The sequence below is a fragment of the Sulfurospirillum sp. genome (assembly GCF_036802865.1).
Lineage (GTDB): Bacteria > Campylobacterota > Campylobacteria > Campylobacterales > Sulfurospirillaceae > Sulfurospirillum.
Genome location: NZ_DAIRVK010000001.1, coordinates 672950 through 698718 on the forward strand (window position 1 = coordinate 672950; position 25769 = coordinate 698718).

General features: G+C 40.4%; 18 protein-coding genes. 10 read left to right on the plus strand and 8 right to left on the minus strand.

Annotated elements, in window-relative coordinates; translation table 11 throughout:
* Positions 1 to 6 precede the first annotated feature (6 nt).
* Positions 7 to 1617 carry a methyl-accepting chemotaxis protein gene (locus V7Q04_RS03405; RefSeq protein WP_333803498.1) on the plus strand — a complete coding sequence of 537 codons (1611 nt, stop codon included), beginning with the start codon at positions 7 to 9 and terminating at the stop codon, positions 1615 to 1617.
* Between the two features lie 30 nt (positions 1618 to 1647).
* On the opposite strand, the gene V7Q04_RS03410 is transcribed toward V7Q04_RS03405, so the two are convergent.
* A complete protein-coding gene (locus tag V7Q04_RS03410; protein ID WP_333803499.1) occupies positions 1648 to 4581 on the minus strand; it encodes a MutS-related protein in 2934 nt (977 codons plus the stop codon).
* Between the two features lie 115 nt (positions 4582 to 4696).
* Between V7Q04_RS03410 and V7Q04_RS03415 the strand changes: the two genes are divergently transcribed.
* The 4 genes from V7Q04_RS03415 (at position 4697) to V7Q04_RS03430 (ending at position 9124) form a co-directional block, all read left to right on the plus strand.
* Complete coding sequence (locus tag V7Q04_RS03415) at positions 4697 to 5101, plus strand: DUF2721 domain-containing protein (protein WP_333803500.1); 405 nt, start codon at positions 4697 to 4699, stop codon at positions 5099 to 5101.
* 121 nt (positions 5102 to 5222) lie between these two features.
* Positions 5223 to 6062 (plus strand): CvfB family protein, encoded by an 840-nt coding sequence (locus V7Q04_RS03420; protein WP_333803501.1) that lies wholly within the window; start codon positions 5223 to 5225, stop codon positions 6060 to 6062.
* Positions 6059 to 7273, plus strand: coding sequence for an NAD(P)/FAD-dependent oxidoreductase (locus V7Q04_RS03425; RefSeq protein ID WP_333803502.1), 1215 nt, complete (start codon positions 6059 to 6061; stop codon positions 7271 to 7273). Before V7Q04_RS03420 ends, V7Q04_RS03425 begins: the two co-directional genes overlap by 4 nt.
* Before the next feature lie 195 nt (positions 7274 to 7468).
* Positions 7469 to 9124 carry a diguanylate cyclase domain-containing protein gene (locus V7Q04_RS03430; RefSeq protein WP_333803503.1) on the plus strand — a complete coding sequence of 552 codons (1656 nt, stop codon included), beginning with the start codon at positions 7469 to 7471 and terminating at the stop codon, positions 9122 to 9124.
* 30 nt (positions 9125 to 9154) lie between these two features.
* On the opposite strand, the gene hemJ is transcribed toward V7Q04_RS03430, so the two are convergent.
* Positions 9155 to 9670, minus strand: a complete 516-nt coding sequence (hemJ, locus tag V7Q04_RS03435) for a protoporphyrinogen oxidase HemJ (protein WP_333803504.1) — start codon at positions 9668 to 9670, stop codon at positions 9155 to 9157.
* 62 nt (positions 9671 to 9732) lie between these two features.
* Entirely contained in the window at positions 9733 to 10065 is a 333-nt protein-coding gene (gene cowN / locus V7Q04_RS03440) for a N(2)-fixation sustaining protein CowN (protein WP_333803505.1), read from the minus strand.
* A 119-nt stretch (positions 10066 to 10184) separates the two neighbouring features.
* Here cowN and V7Q04_RS03445 point away from each other — a divergent pair, with 119 nt between their 5' ends.
* Positions 10185 to 11057: an RES family NAD+ phosphorylase gene (locus V7Q04_RS03445; protein WP_333803506.1), complete on the plus strand. Its 873-nt coding sequence runs from the start codon at positions 10185 to 10187 to the stop codon at positions 11055 to 11057.
* 29 nt (positions 11058 to 11086) lie between these two features.
* Here the strand turns inward: V7Q04_RS03445 and V7Q04_RS03450 are convergent, their stop codons facing one another.
* From V7Q04_RS03450 to V7Q04_RS03470, 5 genes are all read right to left on the minus strand, one after another.
* The gene (locus tag V7Q04_RS03450) at positions 11087 to 12328 is read right to left on the minus strand and encodes a GGDEF and EAL domain-containing protein (protein ID WP_333803507.1); all 1242 of its coding nucleotides are present in this window, start codon (positions 12326 to 12328) and stop codon (positions 11087 to 11089) included.
* Positions 12329 to 12536: 208 nt separating this feature from the next.
* Positions 12537 to 13565, minus strand: a complete 1029-nt coding sequence (locus tag V7Q04_RS03455; RefSeq protein WP_333803508.1) for an NADH:flavin oxidoreductase/NADH oxidase — start codon at positions 13563 to 13565, stop codon at positions 12537 to 12539.
* A gap of 10 nt (positions 13566 to 13575) precedes the next feature.
* Positions 13576 to 14976 carry a TolC family protein gene (locus tag V7Q04_RS03460; RefSeq protein ID WP_333803509.1) on the minus strand — a complete coding sequence of 467 codons (1401 nt, stop codon included), beginning with the start codon at positions 14974 to 14976 and terminating at the stop codon, positions 13576 to 13578.
* Positions 14966 to 18091 (minus strand): efflux RND transporter permease subunit, encoded by a 3126-nt coding sequence (locus tag V7Q04_RS03465; protein WP_333803510.1) that lies wholly within the window; start codon positions 18089 to 18091, stop codon positions 14966 to 14968. The genes V7Q04_RS03460 and V7Q04_RS03465 overlap by 11 nt, the downstream gene beginning before the upstream one ends.
* Positions 18091 to 19242, minus strand: a complete 1152-nt coding sequence (locus V7Q04_RS03470; protein WP_333803511.1) for an efflux RND transporter periplasmic adaptor subunit — start codon at positions 19240 to 19242, stop codon at positions 18091 to 18093. The genes V7Q04_RS03465 and V7Q04_RS03470 overlap by 1 nt, the downstream gene beginning before the upstream one ends.
* A gap of 150 nt (positions 19243 to 19392) precedes the next feature.
* On the opposite strand from V7Q04_RS03470, the gene V7Q04_RS03475 reads away from it, so the two are divergent.
* From V7Q04_RS03475 to dnaE, 4 genes are all read left to right on the plus strand, one after another.
* Positions 19393 to 19788 carry a PAS domain-containing protein gene (locus V7Q04_RS03475; RefSeq protein WP_333803512.1) on the plus strand — a complete coding sequence of 132 codons (396 nt, stop codon included), beginning with the start codon at positions 19393 to 19395 and terminating at the stop codon, positions 19786 to 19788.
* Positions 19789 to 21492, plus strand: coding sequence for a cache domain-containing protein (locus tag V7Q04_RS03480; RefSeq protein WP_333803513.1), 1704 nt, complete (start codon positions 19789 to 19791; stop codon positions 21490 to 21492).
* Positions 21493 to 21595: 103 nt separating this feature from the next.
* Positions 21596 to 22093: a hypothetical protein gene (locus V7Q04_RS03485; protein ID WP_333803514.1), complete on the plus strand. Its 498-nt coding sequence runs from the start codon at positions 21596 to 21598 to the stop codon at positions 22091 to 22093.
* Positions 22094 to 22220: 127 nt separating this feature from the next.
* Positions 22221 to 25766: a DNA polymerase III subunit alpha gene (dnaE, locus tag V7Q04_RS03490; protein WP_333803515.1), complete on the plus strand. Its 3546-nt coding sequence runs from the start codon at positions 22221 to 22223 to the stop codon at positions 25764 to 25766.
* Positions 25767 to 25769 lie beyond the last annotated feature (3 nt).

Sequence of the window (25769 nt, forward strand, 5' to 3'; positions counted from 1 at the left end):
TGATGTATGTTGTCAAAAATTAAAGTCAAACTGATTTTTTTATTTGTGATTTTATGTATCGGTTTTGGAATTATTGGGTTTGATACCATTAAAATGGGCTCTGACGCCAAAGGTGTTGCCGTGCGCTTTCAGCTTCTTCAACGTCTTGAAGCGGATGTGCTTTCATGTATGATGGATCTTCGAGGTTTTCAGCTTTTAGGCAATCCTAAAATGCTTGAACATTATGAACAAAGTTACCAAAAATCATCTCAAAATATTGATAAATTGGCAACTATATTTTTAAGTAAAGTCAATCAAGAAAAGATAGCGGAGATTAAAAAGAATTTTGAAGAATGGCATACACTCAATGCTCCTCGTGTAAAGATTTTAGCACAGTATGGCAAAGGGGTTAATGATCCTACCTTTGAGCAACAGCACGGCTCAGAGCATGCAATGCTTACAAAATTAACGCAAGAGAGTGCCGTACGTTTCGATACAGTGGTCGAACAGTTACAATCATTAACCCAAAGTGTTCAAAAAACAAATTTTGCACGTTTAGATACCGATGAGTGGGTCAATAAAATAGCACTAGTCGTTATTTTAATTATTGTCTCTATAGCGTTTATAATGATAGCACGAAGTATTCAACGCTCGGTATCCGAGGCACAAACAAAATGTGAACAAATGCGTCAAAGCAAAGCACTCAATATGTCATTGCAAATTTCTTCTCACGATGAGATCAGCGAGACGATGCACACGGTTAATGCTCTTTTATGCGAGATTACTGCTGCCATCGCACAAGCGAAAGACAATGCCACTGAAAATGCTTCTGTTGCTGAAGAGCTTTCAAGTACGAGCCTTCAAATAGGCAAACGTGCAGAAGAAGAGTCGGCAGTTGTTAAACAAACCACAGAGGAAGCTGAACAAGTGGCTTTAGAGATAGAGCACACCAGTGCCGATGTAATAAGGGTGAAAGAGACCATTCATACCGCACAAAAGAGTCTTTTGTTAGCACAAGATTTGTTGAATCAGACTATTACGCAACTAGACGATACTGTGCATGCTGAATCAAACATCAATGACCGCCTCAATCAACTTTCCAACGATACCGATCAAGTCAAAAATGTTTTAGAAGTGATCAGCGATATTGCAGAACAAACCAATTTACTTGCCCTTAATGCCGCTATCGAAGCAGCGCGTGCGGGTGAACATGGCAGAGGGTTTGCCGTTGTGGCTGATGAGGTCCGAAAACTGGCGGAGCGGACACAAAAAAGCTTGGTAGAAACCAATGCAACGATTAACGTCATTGTTCAATCCATACAAGACATTTGTGGACAGATGAACCATAACGCAAAACGCATCCATGAGCTAGGCGAATTTTCCGTGAAAGTGAGTACACAAACTGGTGACGCGGTCAGTTTATTGGAAGAGACAGTGAGTGCAACGGATGATGTTGTACTTAAGGCATCTCATAATGTTGAGCGCATTAACACCGCCGTCATTCAAAAAATCGAAGAGATCAATAGCTTATCAAGCTCCAACGCCAGAAGTGTAGAAGAGATCGCAAGTGCAGCGGAACATTTGGCACGTTTATCGGAAAGTTTGAGTGCAACATTGGCGCAGTTTAAAACCGCGTAAAGCTTTACATGTAAAGAGCCAATGGGCTCTTTACTTCTCTTCGTAGTGGAGTTTGAGTCCTTCACTGCTCATGACAAAACCACTAATCGTAATTTTGCCCTCATGCACTAGTTTATGGTGTTTCGCACAAAGCGGTATAAGGTTGTAGCGATGATTTTGGTGAAAATGGTCGATGTTACCGTTTTCATCGGCACTCTCTTGTGCTTTAATGTGATGGACTTCATCGACATATTCATCACACAGTGCGCACTTGGAGAGGTAGAGGTTTTTGTTGTATTTGCTGCGTTTTTTCTGCTTTAAAAGCTCGACTTCACCCAGTTCTCCTGCAAGACTTCGACGGATATCATAAGCGGTTTTGATAAACTCTTTATCCATGTGTAACGACTTGGCAAACTCCAAGCCATAAAGTGAACTACCACTGCCAATTTCGAGTTTTCGGTTATAAAGAAGTTTGTCATTTTCCTCATCGTAACTTACGCCTAAATGCAGGTAAATCACCTTTTTAAGTTCGCTAATAAGTGGCAAGTGGCTCAGTTGATGCAGATGGGTGGCAAAGACAAAGAAAGAGCCTAATGAGTGCATCTTGGTAATGGCACTCGCAACAATGGCAAGAGCGGATTCGGTTTCTGTTCCATGACTGATTTCATCGCCCAGTACGAGTGAAAACTCTGTGGTACGGTTAAAGATATTTTTGAGCTCCAACATTTCAACCGTAAAAGTTGAAAGCCCTTTGTAAAGGTTGTCATGGCTGATGATGCGCGTGAAAATTTTATCAAACAGGTTAAAACGAAGGCTTGCACACGGAACAAAAAAGCCTGCTTGTGCCATAATGACAGCAATACCAAGGCTTTTCATGAGTGAAGATTTACCACTCGAGTTGATGCCGTAAAGAAGGACACCTTGCACTTCATTGGCGCTGCAGGCTTCTAAGGTAACATGATCGTGGGTAATGTCAGCTGAGCAATGACCTAAGAAAATGTCATTAGGTATATAGATGCCATTTTCCTCACGAGACTCAATGAGCGGGTGACGAAGCCCAATCGCCTCGATAAAGCGTTTTTCTTCTTGCATTGGTAGAAGATCGGGTCTGGTGTAGTTGTAAAGTACGGCACATTTGGCATTGCTAAGAGCAACATCAAGTGTTCCAACAAAGGAGATAAGATGCTCTAAGGTGAGGGCATAATGGGTTTCGATCTTCTCTAGCATCTCATCATAACGTTGCTTCACTAAAGCAATCATTTGTAGGTTACTAAGTGTGATCTCTTGTGAAATTTCTTCAATCAAAGACGCTGAAATTTTCACGCTGTTTTTAAGATGCCTAAAGGTGAAATCTTTAAAGAAGTAGTGTTTGTCTCCGATGGTAATGAAGCTTTGCATGAGCTTCTCTTCAATGAGTGCAAAACGGTTTTTACTGATGGAGATGTAGTGACCCTCGCTCTCTAACCATTCGATGCTAAGCGTCGTGCGATTGCTCTCTTCAAACAGTGCTTCAATATGTTTTGAAATATGTTCAAGTGCACCAAAGCGTTCTTGTTTACTCTGTTCAATCTTGTCGATTTGTGGATAAACACCTCTTAGAAAAAGGTTCTCACTGATCTGATCTTTACGAAACTTCGCACAGACATCGAGTACAAACGTACTTTGAAGCATCTCTAAAAGTGCTTCGCTTTCATCAAAAAGATTTTTAGGTGTTGGTACTTTTTTAAGCTCAGCTTCTTTGAGAATACCGATGATCGCCTCAAGCGATGTACTGAGATAATCAAGCTCTAAAGGGTGCAATTTTTTAAGCGCAATACGCCTTAAAATGCGCTCTAAGTCATACACTTGTTTGAGTGCGATCTCAAATTTTTTATAGTCTTTGATCAGTTGGTTACTGAGATCAAAACGCTCATTGAGTGTTTTAAGATCGCAAATAGGATTGAGCAAACGCTCTTTTAAAAGACGTTTTCCTATCGCGGTAGAGGTTTGGTCGATGAGGTTTAACAGTGTCATCTCGGAGGGATTTTTAGAGATGATGTCGAGTTGTTCAAGGGCATTGTTACCGATGTAGAGATAACGACTGTTTCCGAGCAAAATAGGGCGACTCATTTTCTCGATGATGTTGGCATCATGCTCGATGATAAAATCGCACAAAATAGCTAAGGATTCGCTCGCATACGGGTATCGCTCAATGTCGAGGTACTCGATAGGAGAGAGCAAGGAGCGAATAGCGTAAATGCGCCCAAAAAGTTCATTTTGATACGCCACTTTGAGACGTTCTTTGTTGATGCTATGCGCCACGCTTGGTGTAATTTCAAGATAGTTCTGCACCCACTCTTTGTCAATGCTTTCAGTGTTAAACGTAAGAACAAGTTCGCTGGTTTTATAGGTTTGCAAAAGATTGAAAATCTCATCTAACGCATAGGTTTTATCTTCTCTTGTGCCATGCACTTCGTTGATGATGGTTTTGCCTGTGGTGACATCAATCGCACTATAACCTACAGAATAAATCTGGTGGTTGCAGTCAACTAACAACGAGACAAGATAATTTTCACTGGACTCGATGAGGTAGTCGAAGTTCGTACCGGGGCTTATAATGTTGGAGATGTAACGCTTCACATGCGGCGGCTCACCTTTTTGGCGCACTAAAACGATGGTGTATTTTTTACTTTGTACTAAGCGTGCAAGGTAGCGATCGAGTGAAACCGATGGGATGCCCGCTAATAGGGGGTTTTGCAAAGAGTTTTCTAAAATGGATTTATTTTTGCGGGTGAGTTGGATGTTAAGAAGTTCGCTGACCTCTTTGGCTTTGCCGATTTGATGGGTTTCATTGTTGACTTCATACGTTTCAAAAAAAGAGCCAATCTCCATAAAAACGATGGTGTTTTTACCATATTTTTCTTCAAAAAAGAGCTGAAGATCGAAATAGATTTCGGTCAGTAATCTCTCTTTAGAACAGAGCATTTGCGCAATATTTTCTAGCATTCGTTTCGTTTCCACCTCTATGATATGACTAGATTATAGCGCAGGAAAGCATAAAGTTTGGTTTGGTAAAAGCCGTTTTAAGGTACAATAAAAACACTTATTGTAAAGGATAAATATGGAGATTGAGATTTCAACACCTGCACTTTTATTTCCCGCAGTTTCATTGCTTTTGCTTGCGTATACGAACCGTTTTTTGGCGGTAGCGCAACTGATAAGAATGCTACACCGTCAGTCGATGGAGCGTGATAATTGTGAAGAGTACAAGCAGATTAGTAATCTTAAATACCGACTAGAACTGACCAAATGGATGCAATTCTTTGGAGTGCTCTCCATCTTACTCTGCACACTCTCGATGTTCGAGCTTTTTTTAGGGCTATTTGGCATTGGAAAACAGATATTTGGGCTTAGCTTGATTGCGATGTGTATTTCACTTTTTATCTCACTATGGGAAGTGATGATTTCCACAAAAGCCCTAAATATGGAGCTTAGCGATATGCACGATAAGTGCCAAATAAAATAAAAAAGCACAAAATGTGCGCGGGCTTTCCGCCTAGGAAAACCCAGTGTTAACGTAGCTTTTAGAGCTTTGCTTTAATTGCGTGTTATAGAATTTTAATAAAAATAAACGATAAAGAAATAAAATGAATCAATACTTACTCGTAGGTGAAGTAAATCGCCTCAAAATCAACCGATATACCGATAATGGCGTTTACCTGATCTGTGATGACCAAGATGAAGTGTTAATGCCCAACCAATACGTGACATTTGCAATGAAAGAGGGCGATGAAATTGACGTTTTTGTCTACTTCGATTCAGAAGATCGCATCGTAGCAAGTACAGTTTTTCCTAAAGCGCTGCTCGATCAATTTGGCTGTTTTGAAGTGGTCGATGTTACCCCCTTTGGTGCCTTTTTAGACTGGGGTTTACCGAAAGACCTTCTCGTGCCTAAAGCACTGCAAAAGTTCCCTTTTTATGTTGGGATGAAAGTCATTGTTCAGGTCAGTTTAGATGATGAAACAGGGCGCATTATAGGCACTCAAAAGTACAATGACTTTTTGAAAAAAGATCTGACAGCGCTCAAACTTAAACAAGAAGTTAAGTGTTTGGTGCGTGAACGAACCCCTCTTGGCTTTAAAGTGATTGTGAACAACCTTTACGATGGGCTTATTTTTCACAATGAGATTTTTGAGAATATCGAAGTGGGTGATGAAAAAATTGGTTTTATTAAAACGTTACGCAAAGATGGCAAAATTGATGTTATTTTGCAACCCATCGGTGATAAAAGTGATGAAGTCGCCGCAAAGAAAATCTTAGAAATTTTAAATGCCACAGGTGGGCGATGCGAGATGAATTATAAGAGCACACCAGAGAGCATTTCACAGCGTTTCGGGTTGAGTCGCAAGGCGTATAAACGGGCGCTTACGAAGTTGATCGATGCTAAGAAAATCAGTGTAACCGATGAAGGTATGATGCTTCTATGAGTCGTGTCGCCATTGTCGGAGCGGGTGCTTCTGGGCTTGTGTGTGCCATCGAAGCGGCACGTAAAGGGCATAGTGTCAGTGTGTTTGAAAAGAACAGCAAAGTGGGGCGAAAAATCCTTGCAACGGGCAATGGCAGATGCAATATTTCCAATGAAACGATTACCCTTTCTCGCTACCACGGTGAATCTCCTCACTTTGTCAAAGAGCCATTACGTCGGTTTGATACACTCACATGTAAAAACTATTTTCGTACGTTAGGGCTTGAAATGCGTGAAGGTGAAGAGGGTAGGCTTTACCCGATGAGCCATCAAGCTTCATCCGTGGTTGATATGTTACTCCACGAAGCCCGAAGTTTGGGCGTGAGTTTTTTGATGGAGAGTGCTGTAACAAGCATCGACAAAAAAGGTGTTGAATTTGTCTTGCAGGTGAAAGAGCAAACGCACACCTTTGATGCATGTGTGATTGCCTCAGGAAGTGTCGCTATGCCAACACTTGGAAGTTCCAACAGTGGTTACGGTTTTGCCAAAGCATTAGGGCACAGTGTGATTGAACCTTACCCTTCGTTGGTGCAGTTGGTGAGCGATGAAGTACATCTTAAAGAGGTCAGTGGTGTAAAGATGGACGCGGGCGTTGAACTGTACATCGACAATCAAAAGCGCCAAAACGTACAGGGCGATCTTCTTTTTACGGTGTATGGACTCTCGGGTTCTGCTATTTTAGATATCAGCCGTATGGCATCTAAAGCTTTTGTAGAGGGCGACTCTGTACATGTGGTGCTTGATCTTCTGCCAAATCTTAGTAAAGATGCTTTAAGTTCACTGCTTCAAAAAAGACTCTCCTTTGCCAAAGACAAATCGCTCTCTTTGTGGTTAGAGGGAATCATTCCTAAAAAACTGGCACTTTTTATCATTCAGCGTGAAAAACTCATTTCCCTCAAAGAGGCATCATCATTGGGTGCCAAAGAGATCAAAAAAATCGTTTTTGCACTCAAAGCCCTACGTATGAATGTTACTGCTACCAAAGGCTTTGAGAGTGCGGAGGTCTGCGCAGGTGGTGTGGATGTCCGAGAACTGGATGCGAAAAATCTTATGTCGCAAAAGGTTGAAAATCTCTATTTTTGTGGGGAAGTTTTGGACATTGATGGCGACTGTGGAGGCTTCAACCTCCACTTCGCATGGGCTTCTGGCTATCTTGTTGGGCAAAGCCTTTAATTTTTCTTTCTAGATTGTTAAAGTGACACAGAATATTTCCTTTGGTATACGCATACAAGTATACTTAATGGCATAAAAGTAGCTTCTTTTTTTCTTTATAAATTAAGGCATAGACAAGTACAATAAAAACTTTAAAATGATAGTTTTATAATCATTAAAGTTAATTATTTTACTTGCTATCTTAAAAGAGGTACTTTGCTTACATTGAAATGCGATAGTTTTAGCAAAATTAAAAATAGTATTCTTACAAGAGTCGTTTTATTTGCATTTGCGATCATCATTATAGGAGGATTTGTACGCTATTACATCTCCTTTCAGACTATCCACTCAAATCTTTTTAAGATTGTTTCTCTTCATCAAGAGGCACTTGCTGATGAACTTGCTCAAGATATAACACGTGATTTAGCCATGCGCAAAAGAGTTTTGACTAAAATAGCTTCTTTACTGCCTCTGCCATTGCTCGAAGATCCAAATGCACTCAAAAAATGGCTTATGGAGCGCCAAGAATTAATCCCAATTTCTGTAGATACTTTGTGCGTAATCAATAAAGAGGGGACGTTGATTGGTGGGAGTGGTATTGAAATGATGGAGGGCGAAAAAGCCTATGCTGTTGATGATTTTTTCAAGCATGCTTTGACTCAAGAGTTTGTCATTGGAACACCTTTTCTAAGTAAAATTTCAAAAGAGCCTATTCTTCCTCTTTCTGTGCCTATCAAAGATAATTTAGGAAATATACGTGCTGTTGTAGTGGAAATGGCAAATTTTTACACCTCAGGTGTTTTTGATCGTATCCTCAATAATCATATTGGTCAAACAGGTGGTTTTTTGCTCATTGATGCTAAAAATCAAATTTTTATTGCAGCCCCTAAAAAAGAACTGATACTAAAGCCAACACCTAAGCATGGAATAAACCTTTTACATGACAAAGCTATAGAAGGTTTTAGAGGCAGTGGGATTACGATAAATACCGAAGGTGTTGAAGAATTATCAGCGATTGCATCCATCCCAAACACAGATTGGTTTGCTGTTTCTCGTATCCTAACGAGTGAAGCTTTTGCTATGGAAGCCAATATTAAAACAACCCTCATGCAAGCACATGGGGTTAGTCTCATCATTGTTCCTAGCATACTCTTTGCTTTTTTATTTTTATTTTTTAGGCCATTACGAACATCTGCTTCGTTGGCCAATAAAATGTCTCTGGGGGAAGTTCCTCTCAACCCGCTACCCATAAAGAGAATGGATGAAGTTGGGCATTTAACAGCTGCATTTAATCGCCTCATGTCGATGCTCCTTACGAGTCAAAAAGAGCTCAAAGAGATAGCACACTATGACTATCTTACAAAGCTTCCCAATCGTTTTTTGATGGTTGATAGATTAGAGCAAGCTTTAGCACGGTGTGCACGAAATAATACACGATTGGCACTGCTTTTTATGGATTTGGATGGGTTTAAAGCTATCAATGACACTATTGGACATAATGCAGGAGATCAAGCACTGATTGAAGTGGCAAAGCGTTTTTCAGCTTTGATACGCGAGAGTGATACATTGGCGAGAGTTGGAGGCGATGAGTTTGTGATTTTACTGAGCGATCTTGATATCGATGTATCGTGTGCCACTAATGCCGCGACTTTGGTTGCAACAAAGTGTGTTGAAGCATTAACAGAACCGCTGATACTTAAGGGAAATGTAAAATATTTGGGAGTTTCTATCGGTATGGCGATGGGCAATAAAGAGAGCTTGCTTGATGACTTGATGGTTGAGGCTGATACCAAGATGTATAAAATTAAAAATAGGGCAAACCGAAATTTCAAAGAAGATACAATATCTTCTTTGGACTCCCGAACATTATAAGTTACAAAGTTCTTTTTCAGTCTAAAAAAATTACTCTTTATGCGCAGATTGTTGCATAATCATGTAAATGACAAAAGCAAAAAATGCGATGGTAATAGTTGTAAAGAGCAATGAAAAGGTTTTTACAACTACATAAGCTACGATTAAAATGGAAAGAAGTGTTGGTACTTCATTGTATGCGCGAAAAAACTTACCACTGCGTACACACTCATCATTTTCCAGCTCTACACGAAAATATTCCAATGAAAACGAATAAACGATCATCAGTGCAACAACAACCAATTTAGCGTAAAGCCATGTACCAGTCTCAAATAAAATTGGGTTCATGATAAGCATGGCAGCACCGCTTAAAAGTGTTGCCCAAAATGCGGGAAGACCAATGTATTTGTAGACTTTGTATTCTTGTATTTTGACGACTTCAACAAATTCACTTTTGTGTGCATGTTCAACATGGTAGACAAAAAGACGTGGCAGATAAAAAAGCATCGCCATCCACGACATAAACGCCATAACGTGAAAAGCTAAAATCCAACTATAATACTGCATCTTTCACTCCAACAAAAATATGCGTGTATTATAACAAGTCCATGTGGTTTTTTATGGGATTTTTAACAGCACTCCATTTCAGCTTTTTCCATGAGTTCAATGCCTTTTTCAAAGTCATACTCCTCAAAAAGAGCGGAGAGATAAAAAACATGGGAGCAGATGTGGTACAAAATATCCTTAGAATCGTGCTTCGAAAAAATAGCTTTGTAATCTTTAGGTATAAGCGTTTCAAACCGAATCCACAAATCATCTTTAGCTTCAGGATGAAGCTCAAAAAGTTCATACATGGCATCAAGCACTTGCGTGGCATTTTCATAGCAATCTATGTTGTGAAAACTGACATAACGATCGCGTATCTCTTCCATAAAGGCAGCCTTTTTAAGAGGCTTATGCATGTTGTGTTCCTTGACATTACATATAACCATTTTCGTGGAGTTTTAGGCTTGAAAAAATATGAAGTTCTTTTATATAATGTTCACTAAATAAATAATTGGTTGGAAAAAAGGGTATATCATTGGAACTTTCAGAAGAAATATTGAATCAACTCAGAGGTAAATTACAAAATTTTCAGAAAACCAATTTTGAAGGAAAAACAGTCGAGGACGTTAAGAATGAGCTTCATGAGTTCTACAATTCTTATTCCATTGTTATTGCAAATCTTGGTAGATGTCCTGTTTTTAGAGTTAGAAAAATTGAGAATAGTCATGAACATAATACTTTAAAAGATGTATGGTGCCCTTCTGCTTCCTTTGTAAAAAAACTTGGGCGAGCAAATAATATAGGTGAATCCATGTTCTATGGTGCTCTTGATTACGAAACAGCGATTAAAGAGGTTGATGTCAAAATTGGTGAGTCTTTTTCTTTGGCTGTGTATAATCTTAAAGAAAAAGAAAATTTTGAACGAAGTAGCGTAGTAATACGACCAAGTATTCCTTCTGGATATTATTGTGATTCTATGAGTTTATTTGGTTTAGAATTGAGCGATTTTATCGTTTACCCTGGGGAAGAAACAAAATACATTAGAAGTTGCGCAATTTCTTCTATTCTATTGAATCTGCCATACAAAGATAGTCTTCTGTACCCATCTGTTAAGAATAATGATTCAGTCAATATTGTAATGAAAGAACTCGATGCAAAAATTAGATTGAGTTTAAATTTGGTTTTGACGTGCCAATGTATATCTTTAAATAATTATGTCGTGTTTGAAGTAAAACAACCAACTACAGATGGGTATCTTCACTTATTGCATAATTTATACAAACAGCCACCTCCGTTGAGAGTGAATGCTCCAAAAATGAGTTTTGAGACAATGTTTAGTGATCAAAAGATTCTAAGTTCTGCGCAAGAGATTGAAGACTTACTAAGTTCAGTTTTGGTTAAAAGATAAAGAATTAAAATGTTTACATGTAAACATTATTACTGAACCACTAAACTCTCAAATGGCATAGGTTCACTCCATAAATACCCCTGAAAATAGTCAATGCCGAGTTCTTTACATGTAAGGTAAATATCTTCCGAAGCGACAAATTCTGCAATGGTTTGCATTCCTACTTTTTGGGCAAAGGTCACGATGGCTTCAACGACGGCTTTATGGGTGGCGTTTTTATTGATGGTTTTAATGAGTGAGCCGTCGATCTTGATGAAGTCAGCTTGGAGTTTGACCAGATACTCAAAGTTAGAGTAGCCTGTTCCAAAATCATCTATGGCGATCTTAACCCCTTGGCTTTTCAGCAGTGTTAAAAAAGAGATGACTTCAGGATGATTTTCGATGCCTTCTCCTTCTGTTACTTCGATGGTGAGGCGTTCGCTTACATTGTATTCGTACATTTTCTCCAGTAAAAAATCAACTCTATTTTGGTCTAAAATATCACTGAGTGAGAGGTTTATGGAAAACTCAGCGTTTTTGTCAGCAAAAAAAGCAAATGATTTTTGGATGACTATTTTGGTAATGTTGCCATAAAGATTGGCTCGCTTTGCATGTTCTAAAAAAAGATAAGGCGAGATGATGCGACCTTCATGGCGAAGGCGTACCAAGCACTCAAACTTTGGAATTTTCCCGCCCTCAATGCTTTGGGCAAATACTTCAAAACGATCTTTTTTCAACGCTTCACGAATGGTGTTTTCCCATGTCAAATCGGCTTTGGCATTGGACTGTGGATTGCATAACGAAGGATTTTTGGCATCGTAGATCATGAGATCTTTTCCGATACGTTTGGCTTGTTTCATTGCAAATTCAGCATTGAGGAAAAGGTTGTCATAATCTATAGCAACACCTATACGAAGGGGTGTGTAGAGTTTTTCTCCTTCTACTTCAATGGGTGAGTAGCCAAAGTACCACAGGCACGATTCGATGTTTTGGATGAAGTGTTCATGCGAGACCTCTTTGCCTGAGAGAATGGCAAACTCGTCGCCTCCTAGATGGAAAACAACGGCATGTGCAAAGCGGCGTTTGAGGCGTTGGGAAATGGTTTTGAGTATTTGGTCGCCTACTTCGTAACCATAAGAGTGGTTGAAGTTCCAAAAACCATTGACGTTTAAAAGGGCAAGTTTGTTGGCAGTAGCGTTGGAAAGGGTATTGATAAAGCGTTGGCGATCAGGCAGTTCGGTAAGCGGATGAATTCTTCCATAACGCAGTTCATATTTAAGCTCTTTTCGCATATGCACTTGCACCTTTGTGTTATTTGAGTGATAGTTTAAATGATGTGCTTATTGTACTATGGCATTATTTAAAAAATCATCTACGGCATTTGTCTGTAAAAGAATAGAGATGTCAAAAAGCTCTTTAGTGAGAGTACCATAATCGGATGTTGGCGATGAGGTGTACTTCTTCCTCCTCACCAACGTCCTAAATGATGTGTCTAGTGTGTTAGAAAGCCCTTAAATACGAAGGTTCGATGAAGGCTTGTTTACCTTCTTCTTTTGCGGTGTAAAAGACAAAGTTAGGATTTCGGAGCAGTTCCCTGCCATACGCTACCAAATCGCAGAAGCCTCCTTGCAAAAGCTTTTCGCCTTCCTCTGCCGTGGTAATAAGTCCTACGGCAATGGTTGGGATGCTTACGCTTTCACGAATCACTTTGGCGTATGCTGCTTGGTAAAGAGGGACGAGGGCTGGCATTTTTTGGTCTTTGTTATTTCCACCTGCTGAGACGTGGATCATTGCAACACCAATGCTTTGAAGCTTTTGAGAGAGGTAAATGCTCTCTTCAACACCCCAGCCATTTTCCATCCATTCATCCGCACTGATACGTACAAAAAGAGGTACATTTTGGGTTGCATCTAAAATGGCCTCTGCTACTTCGAGGACGAAAGCACAACGGTTTTCTAAACTGCCACCGTATTGGTCGCTTCGTTGATTTGAAAGAGGCGATAAAAATTCACACAACAAATAGCCATGTGCCGCATGAAGCTCAAGAAATTCATAGCCTGCGTACGTTGCACGAAGGGCAGCTTGAACAAAGTGCTGTTTCACCGTTTGCATCTCTTGGAGGCTTAGTTCATGGGGAAGTTTATAGCCTTGTGTGTCGCTAAATGCCAGTGGGCTTGGTGCGACAGGTGTTGAAGAAACACACAAACTTTTACGACCCGCATGAGCGAGCTGTACGCCCATCTTTGCCCCATACGTTTGGCACAGATGAATGAGCTGCTGATGTCCTGAGACTTGATCGTCGTCCCACAGACCAAGGTCGTTATCGCTGATTCTGCCACGAGCCTCTACCGCTGTTGCTTCAACGATAATAAGCCCCACGCCACCCAATGCGCGAGCTGTATAATGGACAAAGTGAAACGGGGTTACTTTGCCATCGCTTTGCGCTTTGTACATACACATCGGTGGCATCACCACTCTGTTTTTAAGAAAAATTCCATTTTCTTCATAAGGGCTTAGCAGTAGGCTCATGGTCATTCCTTTATTTTGTAGCTATAAGGTCATTCTCTTTCCAACCGCCACCGAGTGCTTTAAAGAGTTCAGCTTGGGAGGTGAGGAGGTATTGTTTGGTTGCAACGACATTGAGTGAGGCACTTAGAACACTTTTTTGAGCATCTAAGACTTCCAGTTGATTGGCAACGCCTTGGTTAAAACGCTTGGTTGAAAGATCAAAGACTTTTTGGTACGCCTTAAGTTCTTCTTCTTGGAATGCAAGTCTACTTTTGGCTAAATTCTCTTTTGCCAAAGTGTCATGCACCTCTTTATAAGCTTTTTTGACACTTTGCTCATAACTGACTAATGAAGATTGAAGATCGGTTTCGGAGATGGAAACACGCTGTTTGATACGTCCAAAATCAAAAATAGGCACGCTCAAACTTGGTCCAAAACTCCATCTGTTTGCGCTTGATTTTAAGATGTTATTCAAATCATCGCTTTGTTGCCCATAACTTCCTGTCAGACTAATTGTTGGAAAGTAAGCTGCTTTTTCAACGCCAATCAGGGCATTTTTACTTCTAAGGTTTTCCAATGCCTCTTTAATGTCGGGACGATTTTCCATCAACGTTGAAGGTACGCCTTGTGGAATGGTAAGAACATTTGGAAGACTTGCCTCTGTTGTTTGTGTTTCAAAAAGTGCTTGTGGACTTTTGCCTAACAAAATAGCAAGCGTACTTTGTTGGATTTTGTAGCTCTCCATCAAGCTGTCTTTTGAGGCTTGTATATTGTTGTATTGGGCTAATGCTTGGTTGGCTAAAACATCGCTGATGGTTCCCACTTTTTGTTGTTTTGATCGAAACTCATAGCTTGCTTTATAGGAATTTGCACTTTGCTCTAAAATTGCCATACGAGCTTGCAACGACGCTAGGTTAAAGTAGGCACTTACAACATCGTGAATGAGGCTATTGCGTAACGTCTCACGCGCAGCTTCGGTTGACAGATACAATGCCCAGTTGGATTCACTTTGGCTTGAGAGTCTTCCCCAAAAATCAACTTCGTAGGACAAGCTGCCACCCAGTGTATAGTCTGAGTACTCTGAGCGTTTATTTTTAGTGGTTGAAGCTTCATTACTGGTTTGCTGGCGAGTAGCTCCTGCGTTGGCACTCAGTGTTGGAAACTCATTGTCAACACTCAGCCCATACGCTTGGCGTGCTTTGAGTACTTTAAGGGCTGAAAGTTTCAGGTCATCACTTCCAAGAAGAGCTTCATCGACCAAGGCGTTAAGCTTAGCGTCATTAAATTGTTTCCACCACTCTTTGTTGACATGTAATGCTTCTTGGCTACTTTTTGGCGCTTCAATTTTAGGAACATTGAGATCGGGTTTGAGCGAACATCCTCCCAAAAGGAGGATAGTTACAAACGATAAAAGGGTAATGCTACGAGTCATGAACGACTCCTTTTTTAGTCAATTTCTCTTTGGTTTTCATAATAAGGTAGAAAAAGAGTGGCACAAAGAAAGTACCGATAACGGTGAGTGTAATCATACCACCTACAACCGTTGTTCCAATGATATGACGGCTATTTGCTCCTGCTCCTGAACTTAGGGCAAGAGGAAGTGTTCCTGCGATAAACGCAAACGAAGTCATAACAATAGGACGGAAACGAATACGCGCACCCTCAATCGTTGCGTCGATAAGGCTATATCCTTCTTTCAGTTTATGCATCGCAAATTCAACCATCAAAATGGCATTTTTAGATGAAAGTCCTACAAGTGTGACAAGACCTACTTGGAAGTAGATATCATTTTGTAAATCTCTAAAATAAACCGCGACAGCTGCTCCAAAGAGTGCAAAAGGAACGGCTAAAACGATGGCAAAAGGAATTGTCCAGCTCTCATAAAGTGCGGCAAGAATCAAAAATACAAAGATAATGGCATAGATAAATGCGGTGTTACCACTTTTTTCCAGTAGTTTTTCTTGGTAAGAGGTTCCTGCCCAAGCGATGGTATAGCCATTAGGAAGTACGCTTTTTGCGACCTCTTCGATGACACGAAGTGCATCACCTGAACTGTAGCCTGGGCTTGGCTGTCCTGAAATTTGTGCGGCTTGGAACATATTGAATTTTTGAACAATGGAAGGACCTACAATACGTTTAATGCTTGCAAGTGAGCTAATGGGGATAAGACGTCCTTCGCTGGATTTGACAAATACATCACTGTAGTTTTCAACACCTTCTCTAAAATTGCTCTCTGACTGGACGTTAACATGGTAGGTTCGACCAAAGAGGTTAAAGTCATTGGTATAGGTGTTTCCAAAGGTGGCTTGAATGGTTGCAAAAATATCAGCGGTATCAACGCCTAGCGATTTAGCTTTTTCAGTATCAACATTGATGAGCATTTGCGGAACATTGGTATTGATGGTTGAACGCATAGCCGCGAGTTCTTTGCGCTCACTGGCTTTTGCTAAAATTTCTTTAACGTAGGTGTCAAGCAGTTGGATGTTCCCTCCTGTTCTATCTTGAACATACATTTCAAAACCACCTGTTGTACTCATACCCATAATAGGAGGAGGCGTTACTGCTATGAGCATGGCTTCTTTATTTTGAGAAAGCCCTTTCATCATTTGACCTGCAATGGCTTGAGAGGTTTGATCTGCACGAGGCCTCTCATCCCACATTTTGAGACGAATAAAACTAATGCCTGCATCGGTTTTGTAAGCATTGATAATAAAATCAAGCCCCGAAAAAGCACCAACACGTTCAACATTAGGATTGGCAAGCGCAAAATCGCTTACTTCTCGACTGACAGCTTGTGTACGACTCAACGCAGCACCGGGCATAAGGCTATTGATGATAAGAATCATGCCTTTGTCTTCATTCGGTACAAGCCCTGTAGGAATACGTGCCGTAATCATGATAATAGCCGCAATCATAATGCCAAAAATGGCAACGTTCATCATCCCAAAGCGAATGGTTTTACGCACACCAATAGAGAAAAGCTCGGTACCAAAGTCAAAAAATTTATTGAACTTTTGGATAAACCAAAACGGCTCACTCTCATGTTTACGTAAAAGTAGCGCACAAAGGGCAGGTGTCAAGGTGAGTGCCACAATACCTGAAATGGTAACGGAGATAATAACCGTCATCGCAAATTGCTTGTACATCATACCGCTAAAACCACCCATAAAAGCAGCAGGAACAAAGACAGCACACAAAACCATAACAATGGCGATAACAGGACTGGTAATCTCTCTCATCGCTTTAATGGTTGCATCTTTGACGTTTAAATCTTCATCCCTCAAAATCCGCTCAACGTTTTCAATGACAACAATGGCGTCATCGACCACCAGACCGATAGCTAAGGTCAGACCAAAGAGGGTTAAAAGGTTGATCGAAAATCCTGCGGCATAAAAACCTGCAAATGTTCCAACAATAGAAACGGGAATCGCAAGAACAGGAATGAATGTCGCTCTAAGATTTCCTAAAAAGAGGTAGATGATGCCCACAACAAGGGCAATAGAAAGGATGAGTGTGAAAATCACCTCATGGATGGATTCACGTACGAAAATGGTTGGATCATACGCCGTGCCAATTTCGAGGTCACTAGGAAAATTGGGAGAAATCTCGGCAAGTTTTTTCTCTAAAAGGTCTGAAACTTCCAGTGCATTGGCGCCAGAAGCGAGAAAAATACCCACGGGAATCATTGGGTTTTTGTTGAAAATACCACTAAAGTAGTATGACTCAACACCCAGTTCAATATTGGCAACATCTCTTAGTTTTAACGAAGAACCATCTGCGTTAGATTTAAGGACGATGTTTTCAAATTCGCTGGCATTTTTAAGCCTTCCATCGGTTTTTACGGTGTACGTAAATGTTGGTTCTTTACTCATTGGCTCTTGACCGATTTGACCTGCTGCGTATTGCTCATTTTGACTTTTGATCGCATTGATGACTTCTGCTGTCGTCATGTCATAGGTTGCCAATTTATCGGGCTTAATCCAAACACGAATGGCATAGTTTTTGTTACCAAAGATGGTGACATCACCAATGCCGGGGATTCGCTTAAGATCATCCACGATATTAATAAGGGCATAGTTAGAGATAAACGTTGTATCGTGTACATTATTTTTAGACGTGAATGTTAATACTTTGAGGATGTCAGGAGAACGCTCTCTGGTTGAAACACCTTGTCTTTTTACTGCTTCAGGAAGCTTGTTGGTCGCGATCTGCACACGGTTGTTAACATCGACTTTGGCTTGTGCGACATCGGTTCCGATTTGAAAGAAGACATTGATGCTCACGTTACCACTAGGCGAAGCTGTGGTGGTCATGTACAACATGTTGTTTACACCATTGATCTCTTCTTCAAGTGGCGCTGCTACCGTGGTTGCGATAGTTTGTGCATCTGCTCCTGGGTAGGTTGCCGAGACGATGATCTGTGGCGGCGCGATGCTGGGGTACTCTTGAATGGGCAGCGATTTGATCGCAATAATACCCGCCAAAATAATCACAATCGAAACAACGGTTGCGAAAATAGGGCGATTGATAAAAAACTTAGAAAACATTATTTTGCCTCTTCGTTGATTACTTTATCTACTTTGACAGGCGCACCGGCTTTAATTCTGAAGAAGTTATTGACAACAACAGTATCGCCTTCTTTGAGTCCGTTTTCGATAACGTAGTCATTTTCACTTGCTTCGCCGACTTTAACAGGTTTTACAACCGCTTTGCCATCTTCGACAACAAAGACAACGGTTCCAAGAGGATTTTGAAGCACGGCTTTTTGAGGTACTTTAATGACGTTATTGCGTGTAAGACCTACAAGATTGATTTTCACAAATTGGTTTGGAAGCAGTTCTTTGCCTTCATTTTTGAACGTAGCTCTTGCTTTCAGTGAGCCTGTTTTGGCATTGAGTGAACTGTCTAAGAAGTCAACTACGCCGATCTCTTTAAACTTTGCATCGCCGATTTGCAAAGAGGCTTTGAGTTTGCCCTCGGTTGGATTTGACCATTTACCATTTTTGATGTTGTACTTTTGTTTCATGACATCAATATCAGGAATGGAGAACTCGACATGCAAAGGGTTAATTTGTGTAATATCGACCAGTGCAGTTCCATCGGTTACGAGAGCACCCACATCGACCATTTTCAGTCCTGTCATACCGCTCATTGTTGCTTTAATAGTCGTACGATCAAGGTTGATTGTGGCACTTTGTAAAGAAGCTTTCGCACTCGCTAAAGAAGCTTTGGCTCCTTCGAATGCCCAGTATGCGGTATCTCTTTCTTGTTCACTTGAAGCACCTGATTCAAAAAGTGATTTGATACGCTCCCAATCTTTCCCTGCTTTTTGCATTTGAACATCCAACGCATTGACATTGGCTTTTGCAAGGTTTACAGCTGCTTCATACGTGTCTGGCTCAATTTTATAAAGCACATCACCCTCTTTAACAAAATCACCTTCGCTAAAGAATTTTTTCATCAAAATTCCATTGGCTCTGGCTTTGATCGTGACGCTTTGAGCGCTGATGGTTTTACCTGGATATTGTAGGCTTAATGCCTCTTCTTTTGCCGAAGTAATTTTATACACATCAACTGCTGGGGCAGGTGCATTAGTCGTGGCTGGGGCAGGTTGCTTTTTCGCTTCTTCCGCATAGCTTTGTGTTCCAAGCGCAAGGCATGTGACTAAAAGAAAAATCTTCTTGTTGAGTAAAAACATCAGGATTCCTTAGTAATATTTGGTATTGAGTAAATTGTAACATATTGGTGTTAATAATACCTAAATGGTGTTATATGAATGAAAGCTTTAATAACTTTTAAATCTAACAAAACTTATAATCGAGCTAAAGATGAGTTTAAGGATATACAAATGCAAACCTTAGGTGATGAAATTTTACTGGATGACACCTCTTTACTGGTTTCTGAAACGGATGCAAAAGGCATCATCGTTTATGCCGATGAAACCTTTGTTAAATTCTCTGAGTACCCGCTGGAAGAGTTAATTGGTAAACCGCATAATATGATTCGCCATCCAGATATGCCCAAAGCCGCGTTTAAAGAGCTTTGGTCCACTGTGAAGTCAGGAAATGTCTGGCAAGGGTTTGTCAAAAATCGTACGAAAAAAGGAAGATTTTATTGGGTTTATGCAACGGTTTTTCCTTTTGGAAAAGACCATTATCTCTCCGTTCGCAAAATTGCGAGTCGCGATGAGGTTGAAAAATACTCAAAACTTTATAATACGATGCGTGCAAGTGAGGGAAAATAGATGAGAGCATTAACCATTCAATTTAAAGTTACCATGTTGCTTGTTGTCTCTTTAGTATTGACAGCATTAGTCTCAACATTGGTGGTTGTTTTTTTAATGAAAAATGATGCTACTGAGCGTTTAGAAGGTATACGTGCTGTCATGACACGTGAAAAAGTCGAAGCACTCTCCGATAAAGTTAAGATTGCGCATCATGTGGTCAACTCATTTTATGAAGCGTTGCAAAATGATCCCAATATGAGTGATCCTGAAGTAATTAAAATGTACCAAGAAAAAGCAAAAACAGCGATTAAAAAGCTTCGTTTTGGCGAAGATGGTTACTTTTGGATTAATGACTTTACCCCTAAAATGGTTATGCATCCTATCAAGTCATCCCTAGATGGTGCTAATTTGAGTCAGTCTAAAGACCCCAAAGGGAAGTTTTTATTTAATGAAATGGTGGATGTTGCTACTAAAAATGGTAAGGGTGTGGTTCATTATATGTGGGAAAAACCAGGTTTTGACACACCACAAGCAAAAATCTCTTTTGTAGAGGCTTTTAAACCGTGGGGATGGATTATCGGAACAGGTGTGTATGCGGATGATATTGATACGTTGGTTGCTAAAGAGAAGCAAAAATTAGATGATGCCCTTTTAGATTTGATACTTCGCAATAGCATTATTCTTTTGGTTGTTGTAACACTTTTCTCTTTGATTTCACGTTATCTCAGTCAAAAACTCATCGGTCGAAGAATGACAGAGTTAAAGCGTTATGTGGAAGACTTTGGGCTTTATGTCACCAATAAAAAGAACTTAATTGATGAACATTTGGATGACCATGAAAACGATGAAATAGGCTCAACCGTGAGTGTGATTGATAAAACGTTTAAAGACTATGAAAAGCTACGTTTGGATGATATTCGTGTGGTGGGCGAAGTGCTCATCATTTGTTCTAAAATGTCCAACGGATATATGAACAATAAAACATCTTATGTTTCATCAAACTTTCTAACCAATCGTCTTTCATATGAAATCGATGCGATGATTGCAAAAGTCAATGAAGTGATGCAAGCAACACTCTCATCACTGAAAAATTTTCAAAGCGGTGATTTTAGCAAGCCCATTACGATCTCAACCAGTGGAGAGCTTAAAGAGTTGGTTGAAGGTGTCAATGCACTTGGCAGTTCTCTGTCGCAAATGATTGCTGAAAATGCAGAACAGAGTGCGAAGATCAATGAGAGTTCGCAAAAGCTTGCAAATTCTGTTGCGACAATCAAAAATGAGCCACTCAGTGATCTAAACCGTATTGTCAAGAAAACGACCACATCGATGCAAGAGATGGGCTCAATTCAACAGCATTTAGCCGATACACTCAATACACTGACTCAAAATGCCAAAGAGGCACACGATATTTTAAATATGATCGGTGATATTGCAGATCAGACGAATTTACTAGCACTAAACGCAGCCATAGAAGCAGCGCGTGCAGGTGATCATGGACGTGGGTTTGCTGTCGTTGCTGATAATATTCGCGAACTTGCGGATAAAACTAACCATTCTCTAACACAAATTCAAGCGACTATTGGTGTCATTGTTGGCGGCATCGTTGATAGCTCAGCAAAAATGAGTACAAACGCAAAAGAGATGAACACCTTAACCAGCGATGTCGAAGAGATTCAAGAAAAGACAAACGATATACTCTCCATTATGAGCAAACTAGGCTAATACAGACGTTACATGTAAAAATGAATTTTTTTACATGTAACCCTTCATTTTTTGGCGTACTTCCCGATATAACTTTGGGGCAAATGAAATGAAGGAGATGGATATGAGTACCATCAACACATCGTACACCAATCAAGTTCTGGTAGACCAAAATCAAAATACCTCTAGTACGAATACTACGACATTATCGAATCAATCAAAAGATGAGAGTGTCGCAACAACTTCGAGCATACCTGTCGATAGCGTTGAAATTTCAGATGAAGCCAAAGCCTTAGCTGCGACATCATCGACTTCCAGTTCGGGAGAGAGTTCAACAACGAAAAATGGGTCCAGTAGTAGCACAAAAAGCGGGGGCGCAAGTGCAGCTTCAGGAGCCAGTAGTTCCTCATCATCCAGTAGCAGTGCAACGATAGATGCACAGGTCAAAGCACTTGAAAAGAAAATTGCTGCTCTTGAAAAAGAGATCTTGGCTGAGCAAAAAACAGCTAAAAATGATGAAGAAAGTGCAAAAGATATTCAAATGAAAGAAGCAATGCTCGCTACATATGAAGCGCAGCTTGCAGAACTCGAAAAACAAGCTGCGGAATCAGCTTCAGCCTAAAAATCCCTGTTTGGCTTGGGTAAAAGCTTTACATGTAGCCATGACATGTAAAGCTTTTAAGGCACTACTTACACCCTCTTAAGCGCTATTTTGCTACACTCTCAAAAACTAATAATGATGAGAACCTATGAGCGATACAACCTATACCCATTTACATTTACATACCGAATACTCTCTCTTGGATGGTGCCAATAAAATAGGCAAATTAGCCAAAAAACTTAAATCCCAAGGCGTGACATCCGTTGCTATAACCGATCACGGTAATATGTTTGGCGCGATTGATTTTTACAAAACGATGCGTAAAGAGGGCATCAAGCCTATAATCGGTATGGAAGCGTACATTCATAACCAAGATGACATCGGTGATAAAACCACAAAACAACGTTTTCACCTCTGTTTGTATGCTAAAAATGAAATCGGTTATAAAAACTTGATGTACCTCTCTTCGATGAGTTATATTAAAGGTTTTTACTACTATCCGCGTATTAACAAGCAGATTTTAAAAGAGCATTCAGAAGGGCTTATCTGCTCAGGTGCATGTCTGCAAGGTGAAGTCAACTGGCATCTCAATCTTAACAACAAACGCAACGTTCAATTTGGTGCACGTGGTTATGAAAGAGCTAAAGAGATAGCCCTTGAATACAAAGAGATTTTTGGCGAAGATTTTTACCTCGAGATTATGCGTCATGGTATTACCGATCAGCATTTTATTGATGACGATATTTTAAAAGTTGCGAAAGAGACAAACATTAAAATCATTGCAACCAATGACACCCATTACCTAGAACAAGACAATGCCGAAGCGCACGAGGCATTTATGTGTATTGCAATGAATAAAGAGTTTGATGACCCTAACCGTTTGCGTCACTCTGTCCATGAGTTTTATGTAAAATCTCCTGCCGCGATGAGCGACCTTTTTGCGGACATTCCTGAAGCCATTTCCAATACGCAAGAGATCGTTGAGAAGTGTAATTTGGAGATCAAACTGGGTGATCCTACGCCTCCAAAATTTAAGTTTATGAAAGAGTATGCCGCCAAAGAAGGGCTTAGTTTTGAGAGCGATGATGACTTTTTTGCGTATCACTGTCGCAAAGGACTTGAAAAACGTCTTGTGCATGTGGATGAAGCGAAACATGAAGAGTATAAAGCGAGACTTGAACGTGAGATTAAAATTATTTGCGATATGAAATTTCCTGGCTACATGCTGATCGTTTGGGATTTTATTCGTGAAGCAAAAGACAGAGGTGTTCCTGTAGGTCCGGGACGGGGTTCGGCGGCAGGTAGTTTGGTTGCGTATTCACTTTTTATTACCGACATTGACCCAATGCCCTACAACCTGCTCTTTGAGAGGTTTTTGAATCCTGAACGTATTAGTATGCCCGATATCGATATTGACTTTTGTCAAAGCAGACGTGGCGAAATTATCGACTATGTGGTGGAAAAATACGGTCGCTATAATGTGGCTCAGGTTATTACCTTTGGTAAGCTTTTGGCAAAGGGAGTTATTCGCGATGTGGCGCGTGTTTTGGCTATTCCTTACGCAGAGGCCGATGCTATGGCGAAACTCATCCCTGACGAGCTTGGTATTACGCTTAATGGCATTGGGGTTGAGGGCGAAGAGGGGTATAAAGGTGGTGCATACCAAAAAGAGCCAAAACTTCGTGAACTCATCGAAAGTAGCCCTAAAATGCAGCGTGTGTGGAAGTTTGCACTTGCTCTTGAAGGACTGAATCGAAACTCAGGAATGCATGCGGCAGGTGTGGTTATCAGTGATGAAGAGTTGTGGCATAAAACACCACTTTATCAGCCTTCCGGTGAAGACCATTTGGTCACACAGTATTCACTCAATTACCTTGAAGATGTTGATCTCATTAAGTTTGACTTCTTGGGTCTGAAGACCCTTACGGTGATTGACAATGCACTCAAACTCATTAAACTTCGCTATAAAAAAGAGATTGACTTTACGACGATTGATATGAATGACCCTAAAGTGTATGAGTTGATTCAAAGTGGCGATACAGTAGGGCTTTTCCAGATTGAATCCAGCGGTATGCAATCACTCAATGAGCGTCTCAAACCAACCAGCTTTGAAGATCTTATTGCGGTCTTGGCGTTGTACCGTCCAGGTCCGATGGAATCAGGCATGCTCGATGACTTTATCGACCGAAAAAACGGTAGAAAAGAGATCAGCTACTTCTTTGATGAATTTACAGAGCCCCTTCGCCCGATCTTAGAGCCAACCTATGGGGTTATTGTTTATCAAGAACAGGTTATGCAGATCGTTCAGTCCATCGGTGGTTTTAGCCTTGGCGAAGCGGATTTGATTCGTCGTGCGATGGGTAAGAAAAAGATCGACTATATGAAGCAAAAAGCCGAAGAGTTCGCACAAGGTGCCGTCAATCAAGGGCTGGATAGATCACATGCGATTGAGCTTTTTGGTTTAATTGAAAAGTTTGCGGGATACGGTTTTAACAAATCACACTCCGCGGCATATGCCATGGTTACGTTTGAGACGGCGTATCTTAAATGCTATTATCCCCAAGAGTTTATGGCGGCGTTACTTACTTCAGAGCAGGACAATACCGATAAAATTGTAAAGTACATTGATGAGGTGAAACGCTTAGGGCTTAAACTTTTACCACCAAGCATTCAGCACAGTTTGATCGAATTTAGTGCCATTACGGATAGCGATGGCGAAGAAGCAATCCTTTTTGGAATGGGCGCTATCAAAGGTGTGGGTAATGCTGCGATTAGCAAAATATTAGAGGCAAGAGCAGATGCTCCGTTTGCCGATATGAGTGATTTTATTTCACGCATTGACAGCTCTAAAGTGAATAAAAAAGTACTTGAATCCTTCATAAAATCGGGTAGTTTTGATGACTTTGGACATACCAGACGAGCTCTTTTAGAAAATATTGATACGATCATTGATGCGAGTGCTGAATGCAGTCGTGCTAAAAAAATGGCAGAGTATTCGCTCTTTGGCGATATGGCTGAGATGACGACGGTGCAAGTAAGTATCGAAAATATCCCAGAATTTGATAACAAACGAATGCTAGAACTTGAAAAAGAGACCATTGGTTTTTACATTTCAGGTCATCCTCTTGATGCGTTTAGAGCGGAAATTGATGAGATGAATTACACCCTTTCCAGCGAACGTGATCAGATTGAAGATGGAAGTAAAGCCCTATTTATAGGCAAAGTTGAGGGTATTACTGAAAAGATAAGTAAAAAAGGCAACAAGTTTGGCATCATCTCTTTGATGGATTTTCATGGTTCAATGGAATTGACTGTTTTTGAAAAACAACTCGAAGCGCTTTCTCGAATGGATATTGAAAAACCGCTCTGTTTTAAAGTAGAAGTCACCAATGATGGTCAAAATGCGAAGATTCGCGTTATGAAAATCATGGAGCTAAATGAGGCTAAAAAAGAGAAAATTGAGACCAAAGTCATTGAAGTACCCTTGGATCCAAAAGTGCTTTTGATTGATCTGTGTGATGACACTACAAAGCTCGAACTCTTGTATCAGTTAGTGCGCCAAAGCTCAGGTCGCAGACCATTGCATCTTATCATTACCTCAAAATTGCAAGATGTTGTGATTGAAACAGGTTTTGGTGTCGATGATAGTTTTGATGAAAAAATCACACAATTAGAGTATGTAAAGGTTGTCTAGCCT

What these genes read in the sequence shown, in the direction of transcription:
- V7Q04_RS03405 (WP_333803498.1), top strand. Translation starts at nt 7, where the DNA reads ATGTTGTCAAAAATTAAAGTCAAACTGATTTTTTTATTTGTGATTTTA.
- V7Q04_RS03410 (WP_333803499.1), bottom strand. Translation starts at nt 4,581, where the DNA reads ATGCTAGAAAATATTGCGCAAATGCTCTGTTCTAAAGAGAGATTACTG.
- V7Q04_RS03415 (WP_333803500.1), top strand. Translation starts at nt 4,697, where the DNA reads ATGGAGATTGAGATTTCAACACCTGCACTTTTATTTCCCGCAGTTTCA.
- V7Q04_RS03420 (WP_333803501.1), top strand. Translation starts at nt 5,223, where the DNA reads ATGAATCAATACTTACTCGTAGGTGAAGTAAATCGCCTCAAAATCAAC.
- V7Q04_RS03425 (WP_333803502.1), top strand. Translation starts at nt 6,059, where the DNA reads ATGAGTCGTGTCGCCATTGTCGGAGCGGGTGCTTCTGGGCTTGTGTGT.
- hemJ (WP_333803504.1), bottom strand. Translation starts at nt 9,670, where the DNA reads ATGCAGTATTATAGTTGGATTTTAGCTTTTCACGTTATGGCGTTTATG.
- cowN (WP_333803505.1), bottom strand. Translation starts at nt 10,065, where the DNA reads ATGCATAAGCCTCTTAAAAAGGCTGCCTTTATGGAAGAGATACGCGAT.
- V7Q04_RS03450 (WP_333803507.1), bottom strand. Translation starts at nt 12,328, where the DNA reads ATGCGAAAAGAGCTTAAATATGAACTGCGTTATGGAAGAATTCATCCG.
- V7Q04_RS03455 (WP_333803508.1), bottom strand. Translation starts at nt 13,565, where the DNA reads ATGAGCCTACTGCTAAGCCCTTATGAAGAAAATGGAATTTTTCTTAAA.
- V7Q04_RS03460 (WP_333803509.1), bottom strand. Translation starts at nt 14,976, where the DNA reads ATGACTCGTAGCATTACCCTTTTATCGTTTGTAACTATCCTCCTTTTG.
- V7Q04_RS03465 (WP_333803510.1), bottom strand. Translation starts at nt 18,091, where the DNA reads ATGTTTTCTAAGTTTTTTATCAATCGCCCTATTTTCGCAACCGTTGTT.
- V7Q04_RS03470 (WP_333803511.1), bottom strand. Translation starts at nt 19,242, where the DNA reads ATGTTTTTACTCAACAAGAAGATTTTTCTTTTAGTCACATGCCTTGCG.
- V7Q04_RS03475 (WP_333803512.1), top strand. Translation starts at nt 19,393, where the DNA reads ATGCAAACCTTAGGTGATGAAATTTTACTGGATGACACCTCTTTACTG.
- V7Q04_RS03480 (WP_333803513.1), top strand. Translation starts at nt 19,789, where the DNA reads ATGAGAGCATTAACCATTCAATTTAAAGTTACCATGTTGCTTGTTGTC.
- V7Q04_RS03485 (WP_333803514.1), top strand. Translation starts at nt 21,596, where the DNA reads ATGAGTACCATCAACACATCGTACACCAATCAAGTTCTGGTAGACCAA.
- dnaE (WP_333803515.1), top strand. Translation starts at nt 22,221, where the DNA reads ATGAGCGATACAACCTATACCCATTTACATTTACATACCGAATACTCT.